General features: G+C 71.6%; 19 protein-coding genes. 10 read left to right on the forward strand and 9 right to left on the reverse strand.

The features are described from left to right. Positions 1 to 94 precede the first annotated feature (94 nt). The 5 genes from AFM16_RS22205 to AFM16_RS22225 all read left to right on the forward strand — a co-directional run bounded on the left by AFM16_RS22205 (position 95) and on the right by AFM16_RS22225 (position 5,787). Positions 95 to 382 (forward strand): glutaredoxin family protein, encoded by a 288-nt coding sequence (locus AFM16_RS22205; protein WP_179123294.1) that lies wholly within the window; start codon positions 95 to 97, stop codon positions 380 to 382. Positions 383 to 624: 242 nt separating this feature from the next. Further along, positions 625 to 1,428, forward strand: a complete 804-nt coding sequence (locus AFM16_RS22210; RefSeq protein WP_078634395.1) for a redox-sensing transcriptional repressor Rex — start codon at positions 625 to 627, stop codon at positions 1,426 to 1,428. Further along, positions 1,425 to 3,131, forward strand: coding sequence for a glutamyl-tRNA reductase (locus tag AFM16_RS22215; protein ID WP_078634396.1), 1,707 nt, complete (start codon positions 1,425 to 1,427; stop codon positions 3,129 to 3,131). The genes AFM16_RS22210 and AFM16_RS22215 overlap by 4 nt, the downstream gene beginning before the upstream one ends. Beyond that, positions 3,128 to 4,087 (forward strand): hydroxymethylbilane synthase, encoded by a 960-nt coding sequence (gene hemC / locus AFM16_RS22220; protein ID WP_078634397.1) that lies wholly within the window; start codon positions 3,128 to 3,130, stop codon positions 4,085 to 4,087. Before AFM16_RS22215 ends, hemC begins: the two co-directional genes overlap by 4 nt. Then, positions 4,084 to 5,787, forward strand: coding sequence for a bifunctional uroporphyrinogen-III C-methyltransferase/uroporphyrinogen-III synthase (locus tag AFM16_RS22225; protein ID WP_078634398.1), 1,704 nt, complete (start codon positions 4,084 to 4,086; stop codon positions 5,785 to 5,787). Before hemC ends, AFM16_RS22225 begins: the two co-directional genes overlap by 4 nt. A 110-nt stretch (positions 5,788 to 5,897) precedes the next feature. Here the strand turns inward: AFM16_RS22225 and AFM16_RS22230 are convergent, their stop codons facing one another. Further along, a complete protein-coding gene (locus AFM16_RS22230; RefSeq protein WP_078634399.1) occupies positions 5,898 to 6,866 on the reverse strand; it encodes an alpha/beta hydrolase family protein in 969 nt (322 codons plus the stop codon). A gap of 195 nt (positions 6,867 to 7,061) precedes the next feature. Here AFM16_RS22230 and hemB point away from each other — a divergent pair, with 195 nt between their 5' ends. Beyond that, entirely contained in the window at positions 7,062 to 8,054 is a 993-nt protein-coding gene (gene hemB, locus AFM16_RS22235; RefSeq protein ID WP_078634400.1) for a porphobilinogen synthase, read from the forward strand. 3 nt (positions 8,055 to 8,057) lie between these two features. On the opposite strand, the gene AFM16_RS22240 is transcribed toward hemB, so the two are convergent. Next, complete coding sequence (locus AFM16_RS22240) at positions 8,058 to 8,768, reverse strand: DUF4232 domain-containing protein (RefSeq protein ID WP_107419133.1); 711 nt, start codon at positions 8,766 to 8,768, stop codon at positions 8,058 to 8,060. Between the two features lie 170 nt (positions 8,769 to 8,938). On the opposite strand from AFM16_RS22240, the gene AFM16_RS22245 reads away from it, so the two are divergent. Together AFM16_RS22245 and AFM16_RS22250 are read left to right on the forward strand one after the other, a co-directional pair. Beyond that, complete coding sequence (locus tag AFM16_RS22245) at positions 8,939 to 10,201, forward strand: helix-turn-helix domain-containing protein (protein WP_179123295.1); 1,263 nt, start codon at positions 8,939 to 8,941, stop codon at positions 10,199 to 10,201. Positions 10,202 to 10,334: 133 nt separating this feature from the next. Further along, positions 10,335 to 11,552: an aminotransferase-like domain-containing protein gene (locus AFM16_RS22250; protein WP_030798213.1), complete on the forward strand. Its 1,218-nt coding sequence runs from the start codon at positions 10,335 to 10,337 to the stop codon at positions 11,550 to 11,552. A gap of 19 nt (positions 11,553 to 11,571) precedes the next feature. Here AFM16_RS22250 and AFM16_RS22255 read toward each other — a convergent pair whose 3' ends face one another. Both AFM16_RS22255 and argS read right to left on the reverse strand, forming a co-directional pair. Next, complete coding sequence (locus tag AFM16_RS22255; RefSeq protein ID WP_078634402.1) at positions 11,572 to 12,357, reverse strand: DUF4253 domain-containing protein; 786 nt, start codon at positions 12,355 to 12,357, stop codon at positions 11,572 to 11,574. A gap of 177 nt (positions 12,358 to 12,534) precedes the next feature. Next, a complete protein-coding gene (gene argS / locus AFM16_RS22260; protein WP_078634403.1) occupies positions 12,535 to 14,304 on the reverse strand; it encodes an arginine--tRNA ligase in 1,770 nt (589 codons plus the stop codon). A gap of 162 nt (positions 14,305 to 14,466) precedes the next feature. Here argS and lysS point away from each other — a divergent pair, with 162 nt between their 5' ends. After that, positions 14,467 to 16,206, forward strand: coding sequence for a lysine--tRNA ligase (gene lysS, locus AFM16_RS22265; protein WP_078634404.1), 1,740 nt, complete (start codon positions 14,467 to 14,469; stop codon positions 16,204 to 16,206). Positions 16,207 to 16,257: 51 nt separating this feature from the next. Here the strand turns inward: lysS and AFM16_RS22270 are convergent, their stop codons facing one another. From AFM16_RS22270 to AFM16_RS22280, 3 genes are all read right to left on the reverse strand, one after another. Continuing rightward, complete coding sequence (locus tag AFM16_RS22270; protein ID WP_078634405.1) at positions 16,258 to 17,565, reverse strand: DUF2637 domain-containing protein; 1,308 nt, start codon at positions 17,563 to 17,565, stop codon at positions 16,258 to 16,260. A gap of 76 nt (positions 17,566 to 17,641) precedes the next feature. Next, complete coding sequence (locus tag AFM16_RS22275) at positions 17,642 to 18,568, reverse strand: DUF3558 domain-containing protein (protein WP_078634406.1); 927 nt, start codon at positions 18,566 to 18,568, stop codon at positions 17,642 to 17,644. Positions 18,569 to 18,689: 121 nt separating this feature from the next. Beyond that, positions 18,690 to 19,547 (reverse strand): hypothetical protein, encoded by an 858-nt coding sequence (locus AFM16_RS22280; RefSeq protein ID WP_078634407.1) that lies wholly within the window; start codon positions 19,545 to 19,547, stop codon positions 18,690 to 18,692. Between the two features lie 207 nt (positions 19,548 to 19,754). Between AFM16_RS22280 and AFM16_RS22285 the strand changes: the two genes are divergently transcribed. Continuing rightward, positions 19,755 to 20,948 carry an RtcB family protein gene (locus AFM16_RS22285; RefSeq protein WP_078634408.1) on the forward strand — a complete coding sequence of 398 codons (1,194 nt, stop codon included), beginning with the start codon at positions 19,755 to 19,757 and terminating at the stop codon, positions 20,946 to 20,948. A gap of 39 nt (positions 20,949 to 20,987) precedes the next feature. On the opposite strand, the gene AFM16_RS22290 is transcribed toward AFM16_RS22285, so the two are convergent. Together AFM16_RS22290 and AFM16_RS22295 are read right to left on the reverse strand one after the other, a co-directional pair. Continuing rightward, positions 20,988 to 21,698 carry a hypothetical protein gene (locus AFM16_RS22290; protein ID WP_078634409.1) on the reverse strand — a complete coding sequence of 237 codons (711 nt, stop codon included), beginning with the start codon at positions 21,696 to 21,698 and terminating at the stop codon, positions 20,988 to 20,990. Between the two features lie 147 nt (positions 21,699 to 21,845). Further along, complete coding sequence (locus AFM16_RS22295) at positions 21,846 to 23,105, reverse strand: tyrosine-protein phosphatase (protein ID WP_078637049.1); 1,260 nt, start codon at positions 23,103 to 23,105, stop codon at positions 21,846 to 21,848. Positions 23,106 to 23,128: the final 23 nt, after the last annotated feature.

Consider the following 23,128-nt stretch of genomic DNA (forward strand, 5'->3'; position numbering starts at 1 on the left):
GTGGTTCCGGAGCCGAGAGGTTCGGCGGGTGTGAACTCTCCGCGACCGTGCCGTTAAACCGGACCATCCGCCCACCGCGCCGGAGGGGGCGAGAATGGCCCGTATGAGTCCGTTCTTTCGACGTAAGGCCGTCCCTCCCCGCGAGAGGTCGGTCACGCTGGTGGGCAAGCCCGGCTGTCATCTGTGCGACGACGCCCGGACGGTGGTGGAGAAGGTCTGCGCCGAGCTGGGGGTGCCGTGGGAGGAGAAGGACATCACGCGCGATCCGCGCCTGCACGAGGAGTACTGGGAGCAGATCCCGGTGGTGCTGGTCGACGGCGAACAGCACACGTTCTGGCGGGTGGACGAGGGGCGGCTGCGCAAAGAGCTGACGGGGAACTGACCGAGCAGTACAAGACACGCCGAACGTCGCTTAGGATCGATGGCGATTTGGTCTCGGGGGCGGGATTCACGAGGAGAGTGTCGGTTTTGCCCCCAGGAACAACACGCGTGACCCCGGTCACGTTGGGCGGGCAAATCGGACACCATCTTTGTGCACGCGTTCACAAAGACATAGCCTGCTGTCGACGGGGCGGTCTGGGGACGTACGACCGCTCGCAGCCCCGCTCTACCCGCAGGAGCACCGTGGCAACTGGCCGAACTCACCGACCGGCGACCCGTAGCCGAGGGATTCCCGAGGCCACCGTCGCCCGCCTTCCGCTGTACCTCCGTGCGCTGACCGCTCTGTCGGAGCGCTCGGTGCCCACGGTGTCGTCGGAGGAACTCGCGGCCGCGGCCGGGGTCAACTCCGCCAAGCTGCGCAAGGACTTCTCCTACCTGGGCTCCTACGGCACCCGCGGGGTCGGCTACGACGTCGAGTACCTCGTCTACCAGATCTCCCGTGAGCTGGGCCTCACCCAGGACTGGCCGGTCGTCATCGTCGGTATCGGAAACCTCGGCGCCGCCCTCGCCAACTACGGCGGGTTCGCCTCGCGCGGGTTCCGCGTGGCCGCGCTGATCGACGCCGACCCGGCGATGGCCGGCAAGCCCGTCGCGGGCATCCCGGTGCAGCACACCGACGAGCTCGAGAAGATCATCACGGACAACGGCGTGTCGATCGGTGTCATCGCCACCCCGGCCGGCGCCGCCCAGCAGGTCTGCGACCGGCTCGTGGCCGCCGGGGTGACCTCCATCCTGAACTTCGCGCCGACCGTGCTGACCGTCCCGGACGGCGTCGACGTGCGCAAGGTCGACCTCTCCATCGAGCTGCAGATCCTCGCCTTCCACGAGCAGCGCAAGGCCGGCGAGGAGGCCGCGGCCCTCGACGGCGCCGTACCGGCCCCGGCCGGCCGCGACGACTCCCGCACCGACCGCACCGAGCGCACTGGCCGGACCGGCGGCACCGACCAGGGACCCGACGGGGACGTACCCGCCGTGATGCCGGCATGAGTCTCCTCGTCGTCGGGCTGAGCCACCGCAGCGCCCCGGTGAGCGTCCTGGAGCGGGCCTCGCTCTCCGCGGACGCCCAGCTCAAGCTGCTCCAGGACACGGTCGCCGCCGAACCGGCCACCGAGGCCGCCGTCCTGGCCACCTGCAACCGGATCGAGCTGTACGCCGACGTGGACAAGTTCCACGCCGGTGTCGCCGAGCTGTCCACCCTGCTCGCCCAGCACAGCGGGGTCGGCCTCGACGAGCTGACCCCCTATCTCTACGTGCACTACGAGGACCGGGCCGTCCACCATCTGTTCTCGGTGGCCTGCGGGCTGGACTCGATGGTCGTCGGCGAGGGCCAGGTCCTCGGGCAGATCAAGGACTCCCTGGCCCGGGCGCAGGACCTGCACACCGCCGGACGGCTGCTGAACGACCTGTTCCAGCAGAGCCTCCGGGTCGGCAAGCGGGCCCACTCCGAGACCGGCATCGACCGGGCCGGGCAGTCCCTGGTCACCTTCGGCCTGGAGCAGCTCGCCGCCGGTGAGGACGTCTCGGCCTGGGCGCGCGGCAAGAAGGCCCTGGTCATCGGCGCGGGCTCGATGTCCTCGCTGGCCGCCGCCACGCTCGCGCGCGCCGGGGTCGCCGAGGTCGTCGTCGCCAACCGCACCTTCGACCGCGCCGAGCGGCTCGCCCGGATCCTGACCGAGGACGAGAGCACGGACGTGCCGGCCCGCGCGGTACCGATGGAATCGGTGCCGGCCGAGCTGACACGTGCCGACATCGCCGTCTCCTGTACCGGCGCGACGGGCCTCGTGCTGACCGCGGAGGCGATCGCGGCGGCCGTCGAGGGCCGCGCCGGCGCACCGGCCGCCAGCGCGTCGGCCGACCTCGGCGAGGAGGGCCCGTCGGCCGTCCGCGCGCTGCCGCCGACCTCCCTCGGCACCGAGGAGAACTGTCCGCTCGACCTGCCCGCCGCCCAGCGCTCCGGCTTCTCCGTGCTCGGCGAGGCCGCCGTGGCCGGCATGGACGCGGCGACCCTGGAGCAGCACGCCGCCTGGGTCGACAACGCGACCGTCGACCGCCGTACGGCCGTCCGGCGCGGCCCCGAGACCGACGCCGAGCTGATCACCGCGCTCGCCGCGACCGCCGCCACCGTCGGCCGGATCCCCGAGCGCCGCAGGCCCGAACCGGCCGCCGCGCTGGTCCGCCCCGAGCCCGTGCTGTTCCTGCTGGACCTCGCGATGCCGCGGGACGTCGACGCGGCCGCGCACCGGCTGGCCGGGGTGCGCCTGGTGGACATCGAGTCGCTGGCGGAGGCGTCCGCGGGCGCCCCGATGGCCGCCGACGTGGACCAGGTGCGGCGGATCGTCGGCGACGAGGTCGCCGCGTTCGGCGCCGCGCTGCGGGCCGCGCACATCACCCCGACCGTGGTCGCGCTGCGCGCGATGGCCGCCGATGTCGTCGCGGGCGAGATCGCCCGCCTCGAAGGACGGCTGCCCGGCCTCGACGGCAAGCACCGCGCGGAGATCACCCAGACCGTGAAGCGCGTCGTCGACAAGCTGCTGCACGCGCCGACCGTCCGCGTCAAACAGCTCGCCGCCGAACCCGGCGGCGCCGGGTACGCGGACGCGCTGCGCACCCTGTTCGACCTCGACCCGGAGACGGTGGCCTCTGTCTCCCGGGCCGACGACAGCACCGAGAAGAACCGAGGGCCGGAATGACTGACAAGGCATTGAGGCTCGGGACCAGGCGGAGCAGACTCGCCATGGCCCAGTCCGGGCAGGTGGCGGACGCCGTGAGCCAGGTGACCGGACGGCCCGTCGAACTCGTCGAGATCACCACCTTCGGCGACGTCTCCCGCGCGCATCTCTCGCAGATCGGCGGCACGGGCGTCTTCGTGACCGCGCTGCGTGACGCGCTGACGCGGGGGGAGGTCGACTTCGCGGTCCACTCGCTGAAGGACCTGCCGACCGCGCAGCCCGAGGACCTGGTCCTGGCCGCCGTACCGGTGCGCGAGGACCCCCGTGACGTGATCGTCGCCCGGGACGCGCTGAAGTTCACCGACCTGCCGCGCGGGGCGCGCATCGGCACCGGTTCCTCGCGCCGCATGGCGCAGCTCAACGCGTACGCGCGGGCCCACGGTCTCGACATCGAGACCGTCCCGATACGTGGGAACGTCGACACCCGCATCCGGTACGTGCACGATGGTGAACTGGACGCGGTCGTACTGGCCGCGGCCGGCCTGAGCCGCATCGGACGCATCGACGAGGTCACCGACTTCCTGTCGATAGACACGGTGCTGCCCGCCCCCGGCCAGGGGGCACTGGCGATCGAATGTGCCGCGGGCGACGCGGAACTGATCGCCGCGCTCGGCGCCCTCGACGACCCCTTCACCCGGGTCGCCGTGACCGCCGAACGGTCCCTGCTCGCCGCCCTGGAGGCCGGCTGCTCCGCCCCTGTGGGCGCGCTGGCCGACCTTCTGGCCGACGGGCAGATTGTCAACGAAATGCGCCTGCGCGGCGTCGTCGGCACCACCGACGGCTCTCGCATGGTGAGCCTGTCCACCACCGGTCCCGTGCCCGAGACGCACGACCGGGCAAGGGCGCTCGGCCGTGAACTCGCGGCCGAGATGCTCGCCCGGGGCGCGGCCGGTCTGATGGGGGAGCGAGCACAGTGAGCCCCACCACCCTTCCCGCCGGTCCGGAACACGGGCACGTCACCTTCCTCGGTGCCGGACCCGGGGATCCGGGACTGCTGACTCTGCGCGCCGTGGAGGCGCTCGGGCACGCGGACGTCCTGGTCGCCGAGCACGAGGTGCTCGACGTCGTACGGACGCACGCGCGGCCCGGCGTCACCGTCGTGACCGCGGAACCAGGTCCTTCGTCGGACCCGCTTCCGGGCACGGGCACGCCTCACCCGACGCTTGTCGACGGCGCGTCGGCAAGCGTTGAGGTACCCGCTGTGCGGGATGCCTCACATCTTGTCATGGAGGCCGCGCGGGGCGGCAGGCGGGTCGTCCGAGCGGTGTCCGGGGACCCGGGACTTGATACGTACGCGGCGGAGGAAATGCTCGCCTGCGCGGCGGCCGGTGTTCCCTTCGAGGTCGTGCCCGGTGTCGCCGCCGCGGTCGGCGTGCCCGCGTACGCCGGGGTGCCGCTGCGCGACGCGCAGGGCGCGGACGTCCGCTTCGTGGACGCCCGTACCGCCTCGGACCGCTGCTGGACCGAGGTCGGCGCCTCCGACGGCACCGTCGTGGTCTCGACGACCCTGGACTCGGTCGGCGCGGCCGCCGGTGAACTGGTCTCGGCGGGCCGCAAGCCCGATACGCCGATGACGGTCACGGTCGCCGGTACGACCACCCGCCAGCGGACCTGGACGGCCACCCTCGGCACCATCGCGCAGACGCTGAAGCAGGCGAAGGTGCTGCCCTCGCCCGAGGGCGGCCGGCCGGTGATAGCCGTGGTCGGCGAGCGTTCCGCCCCGGCCCTGCGCGACCAGCTCTCGTGGTTCGAGTCCAAGCCGCTGTTCGGCTGGAAGGTCCTCGTCCCGCGGACGAAGGAACAGGCGGCGTCGCTCTCCGACCAGCTCCGGTCCTACGGGGCCGTGCCGCACGAGGTGCCGACGATCGCCGTCGAACCGCCGCGCACGCCCCAGCAGATGGAGCGGGCGGTCAAGGGCCTGGTGACGGGCCGCTACGAGTGGATCGCCTTCACCTCGGTGAACGCGGTCAAGGCCGTCCGCGAGAAGTTCGAGGAGTACGGCCTCGACGCCCGCGCCTTCGCGGGGATCAAGGTCGCCGCGGTGGGCGAGCAGACCGCGCACGCGCTGGTCGCCTTCGGTGTGAAGCCGGACCTGGTGCCGAGCGGCGAGCAGTCGGCCGCCGGGCTGCTGGACGACTGGCCGCCGTACGACCCGGTCTTCGACCCGATCGACCGGGTGTTCCTGCCGCGCGCCGACATCGCCACCGAGACGCTGGTGGCCGGGCTCATCGAGCTGGGCTGGGAGGTCGACGACGTCACGGCCTACCGGACCGTGCGGGCCTCGCCGCCCCCGGCGGACACCCGGGAGGCGATCAAGGGCGGCGGCTTCGACGCGGTGCTCTTCACGTCGTCGTCGACCGTGCGGAACCTCGTCGGGATCGCCGGCAAGCCGCACAACGTCACGGTGATCGCCTGTATCGGTCCGGCGACCGCCAAGACGGCCGAGGAGCACGGGCTGCGGGTCGACGTGATGGCTCCCGAGCCGTCGGTGCACAAGCTCGCGGAGGCCCTGGCCGACTTCGGCCAGCGCCGCCGCACGGCCGCACGCGAGGCGGGCGACCCGGTGACCCGGCCCAGCGAGCGACGCCCGGGGACACGGCGGCGCCGGGCGACCTGACGCCGGGCGGGCCGGAACACGGACGCGGCGGAGCGTTTCTCCTTCGGGAGGAGCGCTCCGCCGCGTTTTTCGTGTCCCCGGCGTTTCGTGTCCCCGGCCGGCCGGGCGGGCTACTTGGATTCGATGCGGCCGACCGCTGTCGGGCCGGTGGTGAGGGACTCGGTGGCTGTGGGCCAGGCGTCGTCGCCGGGGTGGAACTGGGTGCGGAGGTAGGCGGCGGTGAGGTGGGCCAGGGCGGCTACCGTCGCGGGGTTCTCGTCGGTGGTCTCGGCGGCGTCGTAGCCGGCGATGCCGCCGAGGCCGTGCTCCGCCTCGAACAGGGTGAGCAGGGTCTTGGGTCCGGGGGCGAGGGCGTAGGGGTCGGCGTGCCAGTCCGGGCCCATGTCGGTGAAGTGCCGGGAGTCGTCCTTCTCACCGGCGACGACCAGCGCGGGCGTGGTCATGGTGGCGAAGTCGACGGCCCCGATGATCGGCCACTGCGCGGCCATGGGCCCGTTGAGGACGTCACCGCCCCGGCCGGGCGCGGCCAGCAGCACGCCCGCCGTGATGCGCGGCTCGGCGACGCTCACCGTCTTCCCGGTGCCGGGGTCGACGATCCCGGCACCCAGCAGGAGGGAGGCGGTGAAGCCGCCGAGCGAGTGTCCGGCGAGGCCGATCTTCGTGCGGTCGATCCGCCCGGCGAGTCCGGGCACGGTCCGCTCGATCACGTCCAGGCGGTCGAGGACGTGGGACATGTCCTCGGCGCGGGAGCGCCAGAAGTCGGGCGCGCCGGGCGCGTCGGCGACCAGGTGGCTCAGGGTCCGGGAGGTGAGGTGGGTGGGCTGGACGACGACGAAGCCGAGGGCCGCCCACCGCTGGGCCAGCGGTGCGTAGCCGTTGAGCGAGGAGAGGTTGTGCGAGGGCCCGTGCCCGTGCGAGAGCAGCAGGACGGGCAGGCCGGTGCCGGTCTCCGGGGCGGTGACCCGGACCTGGAGGTCCACGGGCCGTCCGGGCACCGGGAGGACGACGGGGCTGTAGGACAGGACGGGTACGGGGGTGTCCGGGAGGTCTGTGCCGGTGGCGGTGGGGGATGCGCTCATGGTGAGGACGCCCTTTCGGTTACCCTGAAACGGAACGTTGCTCCATTTACTATCCGGAGCGTTGCTCCGTTTTGTCAACCGCTCCGGGAGGACGACGCGATGACCACCGGCCGCGCTCCGGACGCGCCCAGGGGCCCAGGCAGTGCCGACGGGGCGTCGGCAAGGGGGTGCCCGGGGCGGGCGTAGCGTAGGCGCATGACGAAGTACGGTTCCTTTCCCGGTACGCGTCCCCGGCGACTGCGCACCACCCCCGCCATGCGGCGCATGGTCGCCGAGACCCGGCTGCACCCGGCCGACTTCATCCTTCCCGCGTTCGTGCGGGAGGGCGTGAGCGAGCCGGTGCCGATCCAGGCCATGCCCGGGGTCGTGCAGCACACCCGCGACAGCCTGAAGAAGGCCGCGCTGGAGGCCGTGGAGGCCGGGGTCTCCGGGATCATGCTCTTCGGGGTGCCGGAGGACTCGAAGAAGGACGCGCTCGGCACCCCGGGCACCGATCCGGACGGCATCCTCCAGGTGGCCCTCCGGGACGTCCGCGCCGAGGTCGGGGACGATCTGCTGGTCATGTCCGACCTGTGCCTCGACGAGACGACGGACCACGGGCACTGCGGGGTGCTGGACGCGCAGGGCCGGGTCGACAACGACGCGACCCTGGAGCGGTACGCCGAGATGGCCCAGGTCCAGGCCGACGCCGGCGCCCATGTGGTGGGCCCCAGCGGCATGATGGACGGCCAGATCGGCGTCGTCCGGGACGCGCTCGACCAGATCGGGCGGGAGGACGTCTCCATCCTCGCCTACACCGTGAAGTACTCCTCCGCCTTCTACGGCCCCTTCCGGGAGGCCGTGGGTTCGTCGCTCCAGGGCGACCGCAAGACCTACCAGCAGGACCCGGCCAACCTCCGCGAGTCGATGCGGGAGCTGGCGCTGGACCTGGAGGAGGGCGCCGACATGGTGATGGTCAAGCCGGCCGGCCCCTACCTCGACGTCCTGGCCCGGGTCGCCGACGCCGTGGACGTGCCGGTCGTGGCGTACCAGATCTCCGGTGAGTACTCGATGATCGAGGCCGCCGCCGAGAAGGGCTGGGTCGACCGCGACCGGGCGATCTTCGAGGCGCTGACCGGCATCAAGCGGGCCGGCGCGCGCAACATCCTCACCTACTGGGCGACCGAGGCGGCCCGCAAGCTGCGGTAGCCGTCACCAGCTCAGGGCGTCCTCGCGGTCCTGCTGCCAGTACGTCACCGTGAGGGAGCTGTCGTAGTAGACGCCCGCGGCGGGCAGGGCCGGGGTCGCGGAGGCGCCGCCGTCGCTGTTCGGGGTCATGCCCTGGAAGGCGACGGTCAGCTTCTCGGCGGTCGTGCCGCCGTCGCCGCTGCCGTCGGCGGCGGACAGCAGGACGCCCGCGTACCCGGACTCGCCCGGCGCGAGGGTCACCACGGCCTGCGGGTGCGTCTCCTCGGCGGCCCGCGGCACCCACTGCATCTCGTCGAAGCGCAGGACGGGGTAGTAGGTCAGATCGCACGTCTTGCTGCCCGTGTTGGTCACGGTGAGCAGCAGGTGGTTGAGCGGGCGGGGGACGGGCTGGGCGGTGACCTTGGTGGTGGAGCCGTTGCAGAGGACGCGGGTGGCGGGAGCGGGGGTCTTGGAGCCGCCCTTCGCGTTGTCCTTGGTGCCGTCCTTGGTCCCGTCCTTGTTTCCGTCCTTGTTTCCGTTCTTGGCCGGGGTGGTCGTGCCGCCGTCGGCCGGCGCAGCCGGTGCGGACGCGGGTGCGGATGCCGACGTCGACGGCGTCTCGGGGAGGGCGGAGGCGCCCTCGTCCCTCGTGCCCGTCCCGTTCTCGCACGCCGTGAGGGCGAGGGCGGTGAGCGCGGTGACGGCGAGCAGTGAGCGGGTGCGGCGGATGTGCATGGTCAAGTCCTCTTCCGTGGTGCCGAGTTGCGATGGGCTGCCTGCTTGGCCAAAGCTTGCGAGAGTATCCGTCCCGGCCGCCAGGACCGGCGGACGATCAGGGACACTGGAACGCCCGCACCGGGTGTGAGCTGGGCGAACGAACCATCCCTGGAACGCCGGGATGGGACATGGGGGGTGGACGAACGGTGGCTGCGGCCGACTTCGCGGAGCTGCTGCGGGAGTTGAAGGACCGGTCCGGGCTGAGCTACGGGACGCTCGCGAAACGGCTCCACATGAGTACGTCGACGCTGCACCGTTACTGCAACGGGGACGCCGTGCCCACGGACTACTCCCCCGTGGAGCGCATGGCCCGCCTCTGCAAGGCGTCGCCGGACGAACTCGTGGCCCTGCACCGGAGTTGGGTGCTGGCGGACGCGGGGCGGGGGAAGAAGGGTGCGGAACCTGTTTCCGAGCGCGAGCCCGAGCCCGAGCCCGACCCCGACCTTGAGCCCGAGGTCGATCCTGAGCCCGAGGCCGTGACCGAGCCCGTGCGTGTACGGCGGCCGTTGGTGCTCGCCGGGGTCGGTGCCGTCGCCGCTCTGGGGTCGGTCGCGCTGACCCTCGCGCTCGTGCTGCCGGGCGGCGGTTCCGACGACGGCGGTGGCGCGGGCGGTCCGGTCGGGGCGGCGGAGTCCGTGCCGGGGCGGGGTACGCCGTCGGTGTCGGCCTCGTCGTCCGGGTCACCGTCACCGTCGGGCGCTGTCTCTGCCTCTCCGTCGCCGTCGGACTCGCCGTCCGCGTCCGCCGGGTCGCCCTCCGCCGGGAAAGGCGCCGGTGCGGCCGTTCCGCTGACGGTCGCCGCGCGGCCGTTCGCCTGGGAGAGCCCCTGCGATCAGCACTATCTGATCCGGCAGGGGCCGCAGGAGGTCAGCCCGCCGCCGGTCGAGCAGGACGCGCCGGCCTGGGTGTCCCGGCACGGGGCCGTGTCGGCGGGGCAGCAGTACCTGGAACTGACCGTGCAGGGGACGGGTGCGGAGACCGTCGTCGTGGACCGTCTGACGGTCCGTACGGTGGCCAGGCGTTCGCCGCTCGCCTGGAACGACTACGCGATGGGCTACCCGGGGGTCGGCTGCGGCGGCGGTGTGCCGACGCGGTCGTTCTCGATCGCCCTGGACGCGGCGCGCCCGGCGCCGGTGCCGGAGGCGGGGCATCCGGACTTCCCGTTCAAGGTGAGCGAGTCCGACCCGGAGGTCTACTACGTGACCGCCGACGCCTCCGCGTACGACGTGAGCTGGTATCTGGAGCTGTCCTGGTCCAGCGGCTCGCGGCACGGCACGCTGAGGATCGACGACGAGGGGAAGCCGTTCCGTACCAGTGGGGACCACGGGCGTCCGGCGTACGAGTTTCCGCTCGGGGGTTCTGCGTGGCGCCCCGCGGGGTCGGAGGGGTAGCGGGGGCTTTGTGGGTGGGTGCGGGTGCGTCGTGGCCGGTCGCGCAGTTCCCCGCGCCCCTGGGTGGGGGCAGTGGGCGTCCGGATTGCGGAAAGCACGGTGTAGGTGGCATGTATCTCTCTAGGGTGCGTCCATGACATCCGCGCCCGCACCCGCATCCGCGCCCGCCTCCGCCCCCGTTCCTCCGACGGCCGCCCGTGTGCGGTCGACCGGGGGCTCGCCGGTGCGGGACATTCTCGCCGTCACCGCACGCCCCGAGGTGATCAACTTCGCGGGTGGGCTGCCCGCGCCCGAGCTGTTCGACCGTGAGGGCGTCGCGGCCGCCTTCCGGCACGTGCTGGAGGAGAGCCCGGCGCAGGCCCTCCAGTACGCCACCACCGAGGGCGAACCGGCGCTGCGCTCCCTGCTCGCGGCCCGCCTCACCGCCCGCGGCCTGCCGACCGACGCCGACGACCTGCTCGTCACCACTGGCTCCCAGCAGGCCCTGTCCCTGCTCGCGGCCGCCCTCGTCGACCCCGGTGACACCGTGCTCGTCGAGGAACCCTGCTACCTCGCCGCGCTCCAGGTCTTCGGCCTGGCCGGGGCCCGGATCCTCGCCGTCCCCGGGGACGCGGAAGGACCCGACCCGGACGCCCTCGCCGATCTCGTCGTCCGTGAACGCCCCAAGCTGCTCTACACCGTCCCCACCTTCCAGAACCCCACCGGCCGCACGGTCCCCGCCGCGCGCCGCGCCGCGCTCGCCGCCGTCGCCGCCCGGCACGGCCTGTGGATCGTCGAGGACGACCCCTACGGCGAACTCCGCTACGACGGCGACCGGGTGCCGTGGATCGCCGCCCACGCCGACGCCCGCGACCGCACCGTGCTGCTCGGCTCCTTCTCCAAGGTGATGGCGCCCGGTCTGCGGCTCGGCTGGCTGCGCGCCCCGGCGGAGCTGCGGCGCGCCTGCGCCGTCGCCAAGCAGGCCGCCGATCTGCACACCCCGACCGTCAACCAGCTCGCGGCCGCCCGCTACTTGGCCGTCAACGACCTCGACGCGCATGTGCGGCGCGTGGCGGACGTCTACCGGGAGCGGCGCGACGCGATGCTCGCCGGGCTGCCGGACGCGCTGCCGGAGGGGTCGGTGTGGAACCGGCCCGACGGCGGCATGTTCCTCTGGGTCCGCCTGCCGTCGTCGTACGACACCACGGAGTCGCTGGCGCGGGTGGTGCGGCAGGACGTGGCGTACGTCCCCGGCGCGCCCTTCTACGCCGGTGAGCCCGACCGGTCGACGCTGCGGCTGTGCTTCGTGACGCAGACCCCGGAGGAGATCGGCGAGGGGCTGCGCAGGCTGGGGAAGGGGCTCGGCCGGTAGCGGACCGGGGCCGGTCCGGTCAGTCCCACCAGAAGGTCCAGGCGCGTTCGCCGACGAGCCGCTCCGCGTAACCGCCCAGGGTGTACGGAGGGTTCTGCTCGACGTTGTCCGGGCAGAACGCGAAGTGCTCCGCCGCCAGGGCCTCGGCGGCGGCGAGCGTGGTGGGCGGCGCGGCCACCGAGACCACGAGCACGTCGAAGCCGAGGGCGACGACCCGTATCCCGAAGCGGTCCTCCCAGGAGCGCAGCACCGCGCACAGCCGGGCCACGTCGTTCTCGTGGTTCAGCGGTCCGGTCCAGCCGATCGCCGCCGGGATGTCGGCGGAGCGGCGGGCCGGGACCAGTGCCAGGTGCGGCCGGGTGAAATGGGGCGGTCCCGCGGTCAGGGCGTCGGCGGTCTCGGCGGCCCGGGTGTCCGGATCGGCGACCAGGGCCGGGGACTCGGCCGGTCCGGGCCACTTGGCGCCGTCGGGCGCGCACTCCGCCCAGAACTCCGCGAGCACCTCGTCGGCGTCGTGGTCCCCGGGGTAGGACATCTCGCCGGGCGCGAGGTCCCAGTCCTGCGGACCTCCCTGATCACTGCCGAGGTCCACCAGTACGGGCAGCAGCCCCGCGCGCGTCGCCGGGGTGCCCAGCGCGGACCAGTTGCCCGAGGAGGCGGGCTGCGCCGCGTGCCAGAGCAGCGGTTCGTGCCACGGGCCGTCGTCCGTGGCGTCGACCAGCAGCCCGAGGGGGAGCCGCAGCCCGAGGGAGCGGCCGCTCGGGTCGGACGCGAGCTTCGGCAGCGGATTGGGAAGAGTCGCCATGCCGGTGACTGTAGGGGCAGGCACTGACAACGCGGTCAGCGGCGGGACTTCGACCGCCGCAGCAGGTGGGTCAGCCGTCCAACCAGCTCTCCTCACGCTCGCGTTCACCGCCGTAGGCGGCAACAGGCGGCAAGACGCGCGAGCGTGAGGAGCCGGGTCCCGTGCGGTCCCGTCCGGTCAGAGCTTCTCGGGGGTCCTGATGCCCAGGAGGGCCATGCCCCGGTGCAGGGTGCGGGCCGTCAGGTCGATCAGGAACAGGCGGTTCTCCCTCAGTTCGGGAGTCTCCGCCTTGAGCACCGGGCACTGGTCGTAGAACGTCGTGAGCAGCGACGCCAGTTGGTAGAGGTACGCCGCGAGCTTGTGGGGCTCGTAGGCCGCCGCCGCCTCCAGCACCGTCTCCGCGAACTGGTCCAGATGCAGGCCCAGGGCACGCTCCGCCGGGGCCAGCGCCAGCTCCGGGTGGGCGACCGGACGGGCGTCCTCGGACTTGCGCAGGATCGACTGGATCCGGGCGTACGCGTACTGGAGGTACACCGACGTGTCGCCGTTCAGCGACACCATCTGGTCCAGGTCGAACTTGTAGTCGCGCACCGCCGACGTGGACAGGTCCGCGTACTTCACCGCGCCGACGCCGACGAACCGGCCGTTCTCCACGACCTCCTCGTCCGTCAGGCCGACCTTCTCGCGCTTCTCGGCGACCACGGCCGTCGCCCGCTCGACCGCCTCGTCCAGCAGGTCGACCAGCTTGACCGTCTCGCCCTCACGGGTCTTGAACGGCTTGCCGTCCTTGCCGAGGACCGTGCCGAACGCCAACTGCCGCGCCGTGACGTCGTCGTTCAGCCAGCCCGCCCGGCGGGCCGTCTCGAAGACCATCTTGAAGTGCAGCGACTGCCGGGCGTCCACCACGTACAGCAGGGTGTCCGCCTTCAGGTTGAAGACGCGGTCGCGGATCGCCGACAGGTCGGTGGCCGCGTAGCCGAAGCCGCCGTCGGACTTCTGCACGATCAGCGGGACCGGGTTGCCGTCCGGGCCCTTGATGTCGTCGAAGAACACGCACAGCGCGCCGTCCGACCGGACCGCCACGCCGGACTCCTCCAGGAGGCGGCAGGTCTCGTGCAGCATGTCGTTGTACCCCGACTCGCCGACGATGTCGGGGTCGCTGATCTCCATGTCCAGCTTGTCGAAGACGGAGAAGAAGTAGATCTTCGACTCGTCGACGAACTTCTGCCAGATGGCGAGCGTCTGCGGTTCACCGGCCTGGAGGTCGACCACCCGGCGGCGCGCCCTGGTCTTGAACTCCTCGTCCGCGTCGAACAGTTTGCGCGCGGCCTTGTAGAGGCGGTCGAGGTTGGACATCGCCTCCTCGCCGCTCACGCCGTCGGCGTCCTTGTGGTCCAGCTCGTGCGGGTGCTCGTCCAGATACTGGATGAGCATGCCGAACTGCGTTCCCCAGTCGCCGATGTGGTGCCGGCGGACCACCGACTCGCCGGTGAACTCCAGGAGTTGGACGACCGCGTCACCGATCACCGCGGACCGCAGATGACCGACGTGCATCTCCTTCGCCACGTTCGGCTGGGCGTAGTCGACGACCGTGGTCCCGGGGTGCGCCGCGTGCGGCACGCCGAGGCGCGCGGTGTCGGCGTAGCGCGCCGCCAGGTTCTCGGTGATCGCCTTGTCGGTCACCGTCACGTTCAGGAAGCCGGGCCCCGAGACCTCGATCTCCCCGATCACGTCACCGGTGACGACCTGCGCCACGACCTGCGTCGCCAGCTCGCGCGGGTTCGCCTTGGCCTTCTTGGCGAGCGCCAGGATCCCGTTGGCCTGGAAGTCGGCCCGGTCGCTTCGTCGCAGCAGCGGGTCCGCGCCGGCGGCCTCCGGCAGGGTGGCCGAGAGGGCGGACGCGAGACGCTGTTCGACGGAGTGGCTGAGGGACGTGACCGAGGCCATAGGAGTGGGTGCCGTTCTCCTCGTGGGGATGGATAGACAGGCCCAGTATCCCACGGGGGGTAAAGCGGTTTTCCCGGGCGCGGGGTGGTCTGGGAGAATGGGCCGGGCGGTTCATCGCCTGCTGTCCCGCACACACACCAGCCTTCAGAACACACAGAGGACGTGCCGATCGTGGCTCAGAGCACCGAGACCACCGACTGGGTCTCCCGTTTCGCGGATGAGGTCATCGAGGAGTCGGAGCGCCGGGCCCCGGGCAAACCTGTCGTCGTCGCGTCCGGACTCTCCCCGTCCGGACCCATCCACCTGGGCAACCTCCGCGAGGTCATGACCCCGCACCTGGTCGCCGACGAGATCCGCCGCCGGGGCCACCAGGTCCGCCACCTGATCTCCTGGGACGACTACGACCGCTACCGCAAGGTGCCCGCCGGCATCGAGGGCGTCGACGACTCCTGGGCCGAGCACATCGGCAAGCCGCTGACCTCGGTCCCGGCCCCGGCCGGCTCGGCGTACCCGAACTGGGCCGAGCACTTCAAGGCCGCGATGGTCGAGTCGCTGGCCGAGCTGGGCGTGGAGTTCGACGGAATCAGCCAGACCGAGCAGTACACGGCCGGCGTCTACCGCGAGCAGATCCTGCACGCCATGCGCCACCGCGCCGACATCGACGCGATCCTCGACCAGTACCGCACCAAGAAGGCCCCGGCGAAGAAGCAGCAGCAGAAGCCGCTCGACGAGGCCGAGCTGGAGGCCGCCGAGGGCTCCGGCGCCGCCTCCGAGGACGACGGCACCGGCTCCGCCGGGTACTTCCCGTACAAGCCGTACTGCGGCAACTGCGCCAAGGACCTGACGACCGTCACCTCCTACGACGACGACTCCACCGAGCTGACGTACACCTGCACGGCGTGCGCCTTCTCCGAGACCGTCCGGCTGAACGAGTTCAACCGCGGCAAGCTCGTCTGGAAGGTCGACTGGCCGATGCGCTGGGCCTACGAGGGCGTGATCTTCGAGCCGTCCGGCGTCGACCACTCCTCGCCGGGCTCCTCCTTCCAGGTCGGCGGCCAGATCGTCGGCATCTTCGGCGGCAAGCAGCCCATCGGCCCCATGTACGCCTTCGTCGGCATCAGCGGCATGGCCAAGATGTCCTCGTCCCGGGGCGGTGTGCCGACCCCCGCCGACGCGCTGAAGATCATGGAGCCGCAGATCCTGCGCTGGCTGTACGCCCGCCGTCGGCCCAACCAGTCCTTCAAGATCGCCTTCGACCAGGAGATCCAGCGGCTCTACGACGAGTGGGACAAGCTCGACGCCAAGGTCGCCGACGGGACTGTGCTGCCCGCCGACGCCGCCGCGCACTCCCGCGCCGTGCGCACCGCCGCCGCCGAGCTGCCGCGCACCCCCCGGCCGCTGCCCTACCGCACGCTCGCCTCCGTCGCCGACATCACCGCCGGACACCAGGACCAGGCGCTGCGCATCCTCAGCGACCTCGACCCCGGCAACCCGCTCGGCTCGCTCGACGAGGCACGGCCCCGGTTCGACAAGGCCGAGGCGTGGATCAACACGCACGTCCCCGCCGACCAGCGGACCATCGTGCGCGAGGAGCCCGACACCGACCTGCTGAAGTCCCTCGACGAGGCCTCCCAGCAGTCCCTGCGCCTCCTCCTCGACGGCCTCGCCGAACACTGGTCGCTCGACGGCCTCACCCACCTCGTGTACGGCGTCCCCAAGGTGCAGGCCGGCTTCTCGGCCGACGCCACGCCCAAGGAGCTGCCGCCGGAGATCAAGACCGCCCAGCGGACGTTCTTCGCGCTGCTCTACCACCTGCTCGTCGGCCGCGACACCGGCCCGCGCCTGCCCACGCTGCTGCTCGCGGTGGGGCAGGAGCGGGTGCGGACGCTGCTCGGGGAGTAGGACACCGCATACGAAAGGCCCCCTCCGCGGAGGGGGCCTTCCGTATGCGGTCTACGCGATGTGGTCCTCCTCCAGCTCCGCGTTGAAACGGTGCTGGAAACGGTCCGTGAGCACCTTCAGCGCACTCGGGCTCAGGACCGTGCCGTACGTCGCCTGGATGTTGTCACCCAGCACCCCCGGCGTCGGGAAGCTGCCGTCTATCGACTGACGGAACACCTGGTAGAACGCCTCCTCGTCCGGCTCCGGGTTGCCGCCGCCCTCACCCAGCTCACGGGTGCGGCCCGGGCCGACCGGGATCGGGAACGTCCCCGTCTCCTCCGGCGAGGGCTCCTGGCCGGGGGCCGGGGGCTCCTCCTCGTACTGCTCGCGGTACGCCTCGGCCTGCTGCTGCTCCTCGTACCACTGGGCGTACTGCTCCGAGGGGTCGTAGGTGGGGTCGTAGCCGCCGTGGTACTCGACGGCGGCGGGGGCGCCCTGGAACCAGGGGCTCTCGTCCGGCCCCGGGGCCGGTGGGGCCTGCTGGTGCTCGGCGTACTGCTGCTGGGCGGGGGCGGACCGCTCCAGCTCAGGGCGCTGCTCGCTGAGAGGTGCCGCTGCGCCCACCCGTGCCGCCCCAGCGGCACGACTGCCCGCAGCTAGGTCGGCGGCTATGGGGGGCAGCACGGCCGGTTCTATGCCTGCCGCTGCCAGGCCCGCGGGGGCCGTTTCCGCGAGGGGGACGCCGTAGCGGGCCAGGCGCAGGGGCATCAGGGACTCCACCGGGGCCTTGCGGCGCCAGGCGCGGCCGAAGCGGGAGCGCAGCCTCGCCTGGTAGACGAGACGTTCCTGCTCCAGCTTGATGACCTGCTCGTAGGAGCGCAGCTCCCACAGCTTCATCCGCCGCCACAGCAGGAACGTGGGGACGGGCGAGAGCAGCCAGCGGGTGAGGCGGACGCCCTCCATGTGCTTGTCGGCCGTGATGTCCGCGATCCGGCCGACCGCGTGCCGCGCGGCCTCCACCGACACCACGAACAGGATCGGGATGACCGAGTGCATCCCGACGCCCAGCGGGTCGGGCCAGGCGGCCGCGCCGTTGAACGCGATCGTCGCCGCCGTGAGCAGCCACGCCGTCTGGCGCAGCAGCGGGAACGGGATGCGGATCCACGTCAGCAGCAGATCCAGGGCCAGCAGGACGCAGATGCCCGCGTCGATACCGATCGGGAACACGTAGGAGAAGTTCCCGAAGCCCTTTTGGATCGCCAACTCGCGGACCGCCGCGTACGAACCGGCGAAGCCGATCCCGGCGATGATGACGGCGCCGGTCACGACCACGCCGATGAGAACGCGGTGCGTCCGAGTCAGTTGGATTGGCGCGGCCACCCGTACTCCCCTCCCAGTGCATGCTGTTGCGCGGAACAGGGTGGCACATGTGTGCGGCGTACGCGTTAGCGGATCGTCAGCTCTTCGCGACGGCGGACTTCGAGGCGCTCTTGGCGGGCGTCTTGGAGGGGGCCGCGGAGGAGGTCTTCGACGGGCTCGCGGAGGGCGCCGGGCTCTTCGACGAGCTGTCGCCGCCGTCGCCCGAACCGACGCCCGTGCCTTCGCCGTTGGCCGACCGGACCGACGCGACGACCTCCTTGGCGGCCTTCTTCGCGGCCGTCGTCAGGGTGTCCGCCTTCGGTGTCTCGTCACCGGCGAGACCGGCGCCGTTGTAGTCCAGCGTGACGACGACGTTCTCGACGAGGGCGACGACCGTCTGCTGCTTGAACGCGCCTTCCTTCTTCTTCAGGTCGTACCGCACCACGGTCGCCTCGTCGCCGGTCCCGGCGAGCGGCTCCGTCTTGGTGTTCTTCGCGCCCGAGACGTTCTGGGCGTCCTTGACCTGCTTCGCGTAGTACGTCCGGGCCTGCGCCTCGCCGGTGCCGCCCGCCTGGTCGGACTCGAAGCGCAGCAGCGAGACGTTCAGCCAGCGGAACTGCGAGCCGTCCACGCCGTTGTTGTCCAGGCTGGACCAGGAGCAACTGGCGCGGGCCGCGGTGTCGGAGGAGGTGCCCTCCTTGCCGGAGGTCCCGCCCTTCGGCACCAGGTCCTTGAGGGTCTTCTTCGACAGCGTCCGGCACGAGTCCGGCAGCGCGGCGTACGCGGCGGCCTGGACGGTCGGCGCGGCGCTCGCGGCACCCTCGGAGGCGGTCGCGGCGCCCTGCGTGCCGGAGCCGGAGCCGGAGTCGGAGCCGGAGTCCGAGGAGCAGGCTCCGGCGAGGACCATCACGGGGACCGCGAGCGCGGCCGCGACGACGCGGTTCAGCCCTCCCGTCCGGGTGGCTCGCTCGGCACGCTGCTGGTCGTCTCGCTGGGCTCGTCGCTGCATGGTTCCTTCACTCATGACGCTCGTGGTTCCTGCGGTCGGATCGGGTCCGAGGGGCCACGGTACGCGGTGAAATAGGCGCGCGGTTCCGCTTCGGGAGCTTCGCGGACGGCGGGCGGGTACGGCCCGAAGGGCGGTGTCAGGTCAGGGAGTCGGCGAGCTGCGAGGCCAGTTTCCGGGCCTTGTCCTGCATTTCCTTGCTGTCCGGGACCGCGCCGACGGTGGCCGGCTGTTCGTCGTACTGGATGGTCACGATGACGTTGGACGTGCGGAACGCCACAGTCACGGTGCGCTGTTTCGCGGTCGAACCGGAGCTGGCGAGCACGTCGTCGACGAACGCCTCGTCACCCAGATCGTCGAGCAGTCGGGGCTGGAGGTCGGCGGGGGTCTCGGTCGAGGAGGCGGAGGGGGAGACCGAGCCGGAGCCGGTGGGTGAGCCGGTGGGTGAGGCCGGCTTCGAGGGGGTTGGGGACGCGGTGGACGACCCGGAGGCCGTCGCCTCCGCGGTCCCTTCGGCCTCCTCCTCGTCGGTGCCGGAGGGGCTCGGCTCCGGGAGGTCGGCCGCGGTGACCTTCCGCGCGAACAGCTCCTCGGCCCGGTTGTCGTCGCTGACGGCGTTGTCGTAGGAGACGACCCGCTCGAAGTCGACGAGGAGATGGTCGGTGGCGTCCGCCGACTGCACCTTCCAACGGCAGCCGACCTTGCGGTCCGTGTCGAAGGTGAGGGTGGCGTCGCCCTCGTAGGCCGTCGTGCGCTGCCGCTCGTCGGTGATCTCCTCGATGCCGGGCAGCAGGGAGTCGAGGGTGGAGCGGCTGACCGCTCCGCACGCCTCCGGGAGCGAGTCGTATTTGCCGGGCTGGGCGGCGACGGAGGCGGTACCGGCCTCGCCGGGGTTGGAGTTGTCCGTCGGGCCGCCGTCGTCCGAGGCTCCGGTGCAGCCGGCCAGCAGGGCCGCGAGCAGTGCGGCGACGCCCGGTACGTACGCCTTCCGCGGCACGGTCGGCTCCTCTCGACGGTGGGGTGGTGCGGGGTTGCCGCTCCAGTGTCCCCGCTGGTTATTCGCTTGCCGGACGGGGGCGGCACCGGCAGACAATGTGTATCGCACGCAACACCGTGGATGCCGGTCCGCCGTCCTGTTCGTGGACCTTGGCGCCGGTTTTGCGTTTGGCGACTTCTGTAGTGATTCCGGGGTAGTGGGGGCGATATGTCGTACGTGGAGATGCCGGGCGCGAAGGTACCGATCCGGATGTGGACCGACCCCGCGTCGGTCGAGGAGGGGGCGCTCCAGCAGCTCCGCAATGTCGCGGGCCTGCCCTGGATCAAGGGCCTCGCGGTGATGCCGGACGTCCACTACGGCAAGGGCGCCACGGTCGGCTCGGTCATCGCGATGCGGGGCGCGGTCTGCCCGGCGGCGGTCGGGGTCGACATCGGCTGCGGGATGTCGGCGGTGAAGACGTCCCTGACGGCGAACGACCTCCCCGGCGACCTCTCCCGCCTCCGCTCGAAGATCGAGCAGACCATCCCGGTGGGCCGCGGCCTGCACGACGACCCGGTGGACCCGGGCACGCTGCACGGCTTCGGGGCCGGGGGGTGGGACGACTTCTGGGGGCGGTTCGACGGGGTCGCGGAGGCGGTCAGATTCCGTCGCGAGCGGGCCGGTCGGCAGATGGGGACGCTCGGATCCGGAAATCACATGATCGAAGTGTGTCTGGATACGGCCGGTTCGGTCTGGCTGATGCTCCACTCCGGTTCCCGGAACATCGGCAAGGAGCTGGCCGAGCACCACATCGGTGTGGCGCAGAAACTCCCGCACAACCAGGGTCTGGTCGACCGTGATCTGGCGGTGTTCGTTTCGGACACCCCGCAGATGGCCGCGTACCGGAGCGATCTGTACTGGGCGCAGGAGTACGCCAAGTACAACCGCTCGATCATGATGGCGCTCCTGAAGGACGTCGTCCGCAAGGAGTTCAAGAAGGCCAGGCCGACCTTCGACACCGAGATCTCCTGCCATCACAACTACGTGGCGGAGGAGCGGTACGACGGCATGGATCTTCTCGTCACCCGCAAGGGCGCGATTCGCGCCGGTTCCGGTGAGTTCGGGATCATTCCCGGTTCGATGGGCACCAGTTCGTACATCGTGAAGGGCCTCGGCAACGAGAAGGCGTTCAATTCGGCCTCACACGGGGCAGGCCGGCGCATGAGCCGCACCGCGGCGAAGCGGCGTTTCACCGTGCGGGACCTGGAGGAGCAGACGCGGGGCGTGGAGTGCCGTAAGGACACCGGTGTGATCGACGAGATCCCGGGCGCGTACAAGAACATCGATCAGGTGATGGCGCAGCAGCGCGACCTGGTCGAGGTCGTGGCGAAGCTCAAGCAGTTCATCTGCGTGAAGGGGTGACGCCTGAGGCTCCCGGTCCGGACCGGGAGCCTCAGACGGCTAGCGCGCGCTCGGCATGGGGGCTTGGCCGTTGCGCAGCCGCCAGAGCCGGATGGCACAGCTCTTTCGCGTCCGGCCGAGCTCTTTCGCCGCTGCCGCGTCGTCGTTCAGCCGCAGCAGGACGCGGTCCTCCCAGGCGGTCCAGCGACGGCGTGGGGGTGCGACCCTCATGCCGACTGGCCGAACCCAGGTTTTCAGTGTGTCGGCCGCGGCCTTTTTACGATCCAGCGAAAGGCAGCCGTCGTAGTACAGGTCCGCTGCCAACTTCTGGGCGTTCTCGGAGACGAAGGGCCAGCCCTGGCCGGTGTGTCCCACGGAGCCGTCGGCGTCCACGACACCTCGGAGGTAGTCGCGGCGGCTGAACGCGCATTCCGGCGGGGAGATCGTCATCGATTTGCGGCCGTACGGAAGGCCGAGCCGGTTGATCGTCGTCCTGGCTTCGAGGGAGCACAAGGTCCAGATGGCCGTGTGGCTTCGCTCGGCGAAATTGGTCGAGCGGATGCGCTCGGTGATGCTGGAGTTGTAGGGCGTGAGCCTCTGGAAAGCACGTAGGAGATCGAGGTCCCGCACGTTGATCTCCACGCTCAGTCGGCCCTTGTTTCCGGCCCCTTGCCGGAGGTGCCCGTCGGCTTGGAGGAACCCGAACATGTACGCGTACTCCGGGACCGTGAGGTCCATGAACCGGTCGGCGGTAGGCTCGCAGTCAGCCATGTGGAAGCTCTTCCTTCCATGCTGGTGAGGCCCTCGACGCGGGATGCCCGTCCCGGCCGGGGGCCGTTTTGTGTGGCGTGTCGGCGCGAGCCTAGGTCGCCGTTTCGTCGGTCGATCGGGTGATCGACGACATTCACCCGTCCGGGTTCAGCTAAGTCGTTTCTCCAGCAGCGTCACCGCGTACGGGCTGCCCGTGCCGTCTGTTTTCTGGCGTTGTTCTCCTACGGCCGTGTAGCCGGCCGACTCGTAGTACGCGCGCAGGCGGGGGTTGGAGGTGAGGCAGTCGAGGCGGGCGTAGGGGCGGCCCGTGGCGGTGATGCGGGATTCCGCCTCGGCCAGCATGCGGCGGCCGGTGCCGGGTGGGGCGGTGTGAGGGGTCGTCATCAGGCGGTGGATGTAGCCGGCTTCGGGTGGGCGGGGGCCCCAGGCGGCCGGGTCGTCCCACCAGAGTTCCCAGGCGCCGGCCGGCGTGTCGCCGGTGTGGGCCAGCCAGACCTCGCCGTCGCGCATGCGGGTGCGGAAGTGGGTCTCGTCCTTCTCGCCGGGCTGCCACTGGCGGATGCCCCGGGCGAGCTGCCAGAGGGCGGCGGTGTCGCGGAGGCGGACCAGGAGCGGGGCGTCCTCGGGGGTCGCCCTGCGGTAGGTCAGGTCCGGCCAGGTGGTGGGGGCGGGTTCCAGGAGGCGGGCGCGGAGGGAGGTGGCGAGGGCCGCCGCGTCCAGGCTGAGGGTGTGGGTGACGTAGGACTCGATCGAGCCGTAGCGGGCGCGCATCGCCGCCAGGAACAGCCGCATCACCGACTCGGGGGCGCGGGCGAAGGACGGCCAGCCGGGGGAGCGGCCCCCGTTGCGGGCGCGCCAGTCGGCGAGGAGGGCGCCGGTCGCCAGTTCCGTGAGGCTGAAGTCCTCGATGATCACCTCGTCGGGGACGCCGAGCAGGGCGAGGAGCAGGGCGGCCAACTGGCCCGTGCGGTCCTTGCCGGACGCGCAGTGGAAGACCAGGCCGCCGTCGCGCTCCTCGGCGATCAGGGTGAGGGCCGCCGCGATCTCCTTCGTGCCGTCCTGCGCCACCTCCATGAAGCGTTCCGAGAGGTAGGGGCCGGGCTCGACGTCCGCGGTCTGGGCGGCCTGGTCGTAGGGCCGGTGCTCGATGCTGAGGTTGTGGTACGTGAAGGACGCGTCGTGCGGGATCCGGCCCCGGCGCTCGGCCTCCCAGGGGTGGCGCAGATCGATCACCGTACGGATGCCGAGGGCGCGGAAGCGGTCCCAGTCGGTGGTGCCGGGGGTCAGTTTGCCGAGGGAGTCCGCGCGGTAGAGCAGGCCCGGGCGGACCCGCAGGCCGTCGCGGGTCGGGTAGCCGCCCAGGTCGCGGAAGTTGTGCAGCGCGTCGAACCGTAGATGTCTGTCCACGGTCATGAGCCTAGGGCGCGGGG

Origin of the sequence: Streptomyces antibioticus, from assembly GCF_002019855.1 — a bacterium.
GTDB lineage: Bacteria > Actinomycetota > Actinomycetes > Streptomycetales > Streptomycetaceae > Streptomyces > Streptomyces antibioticus_B.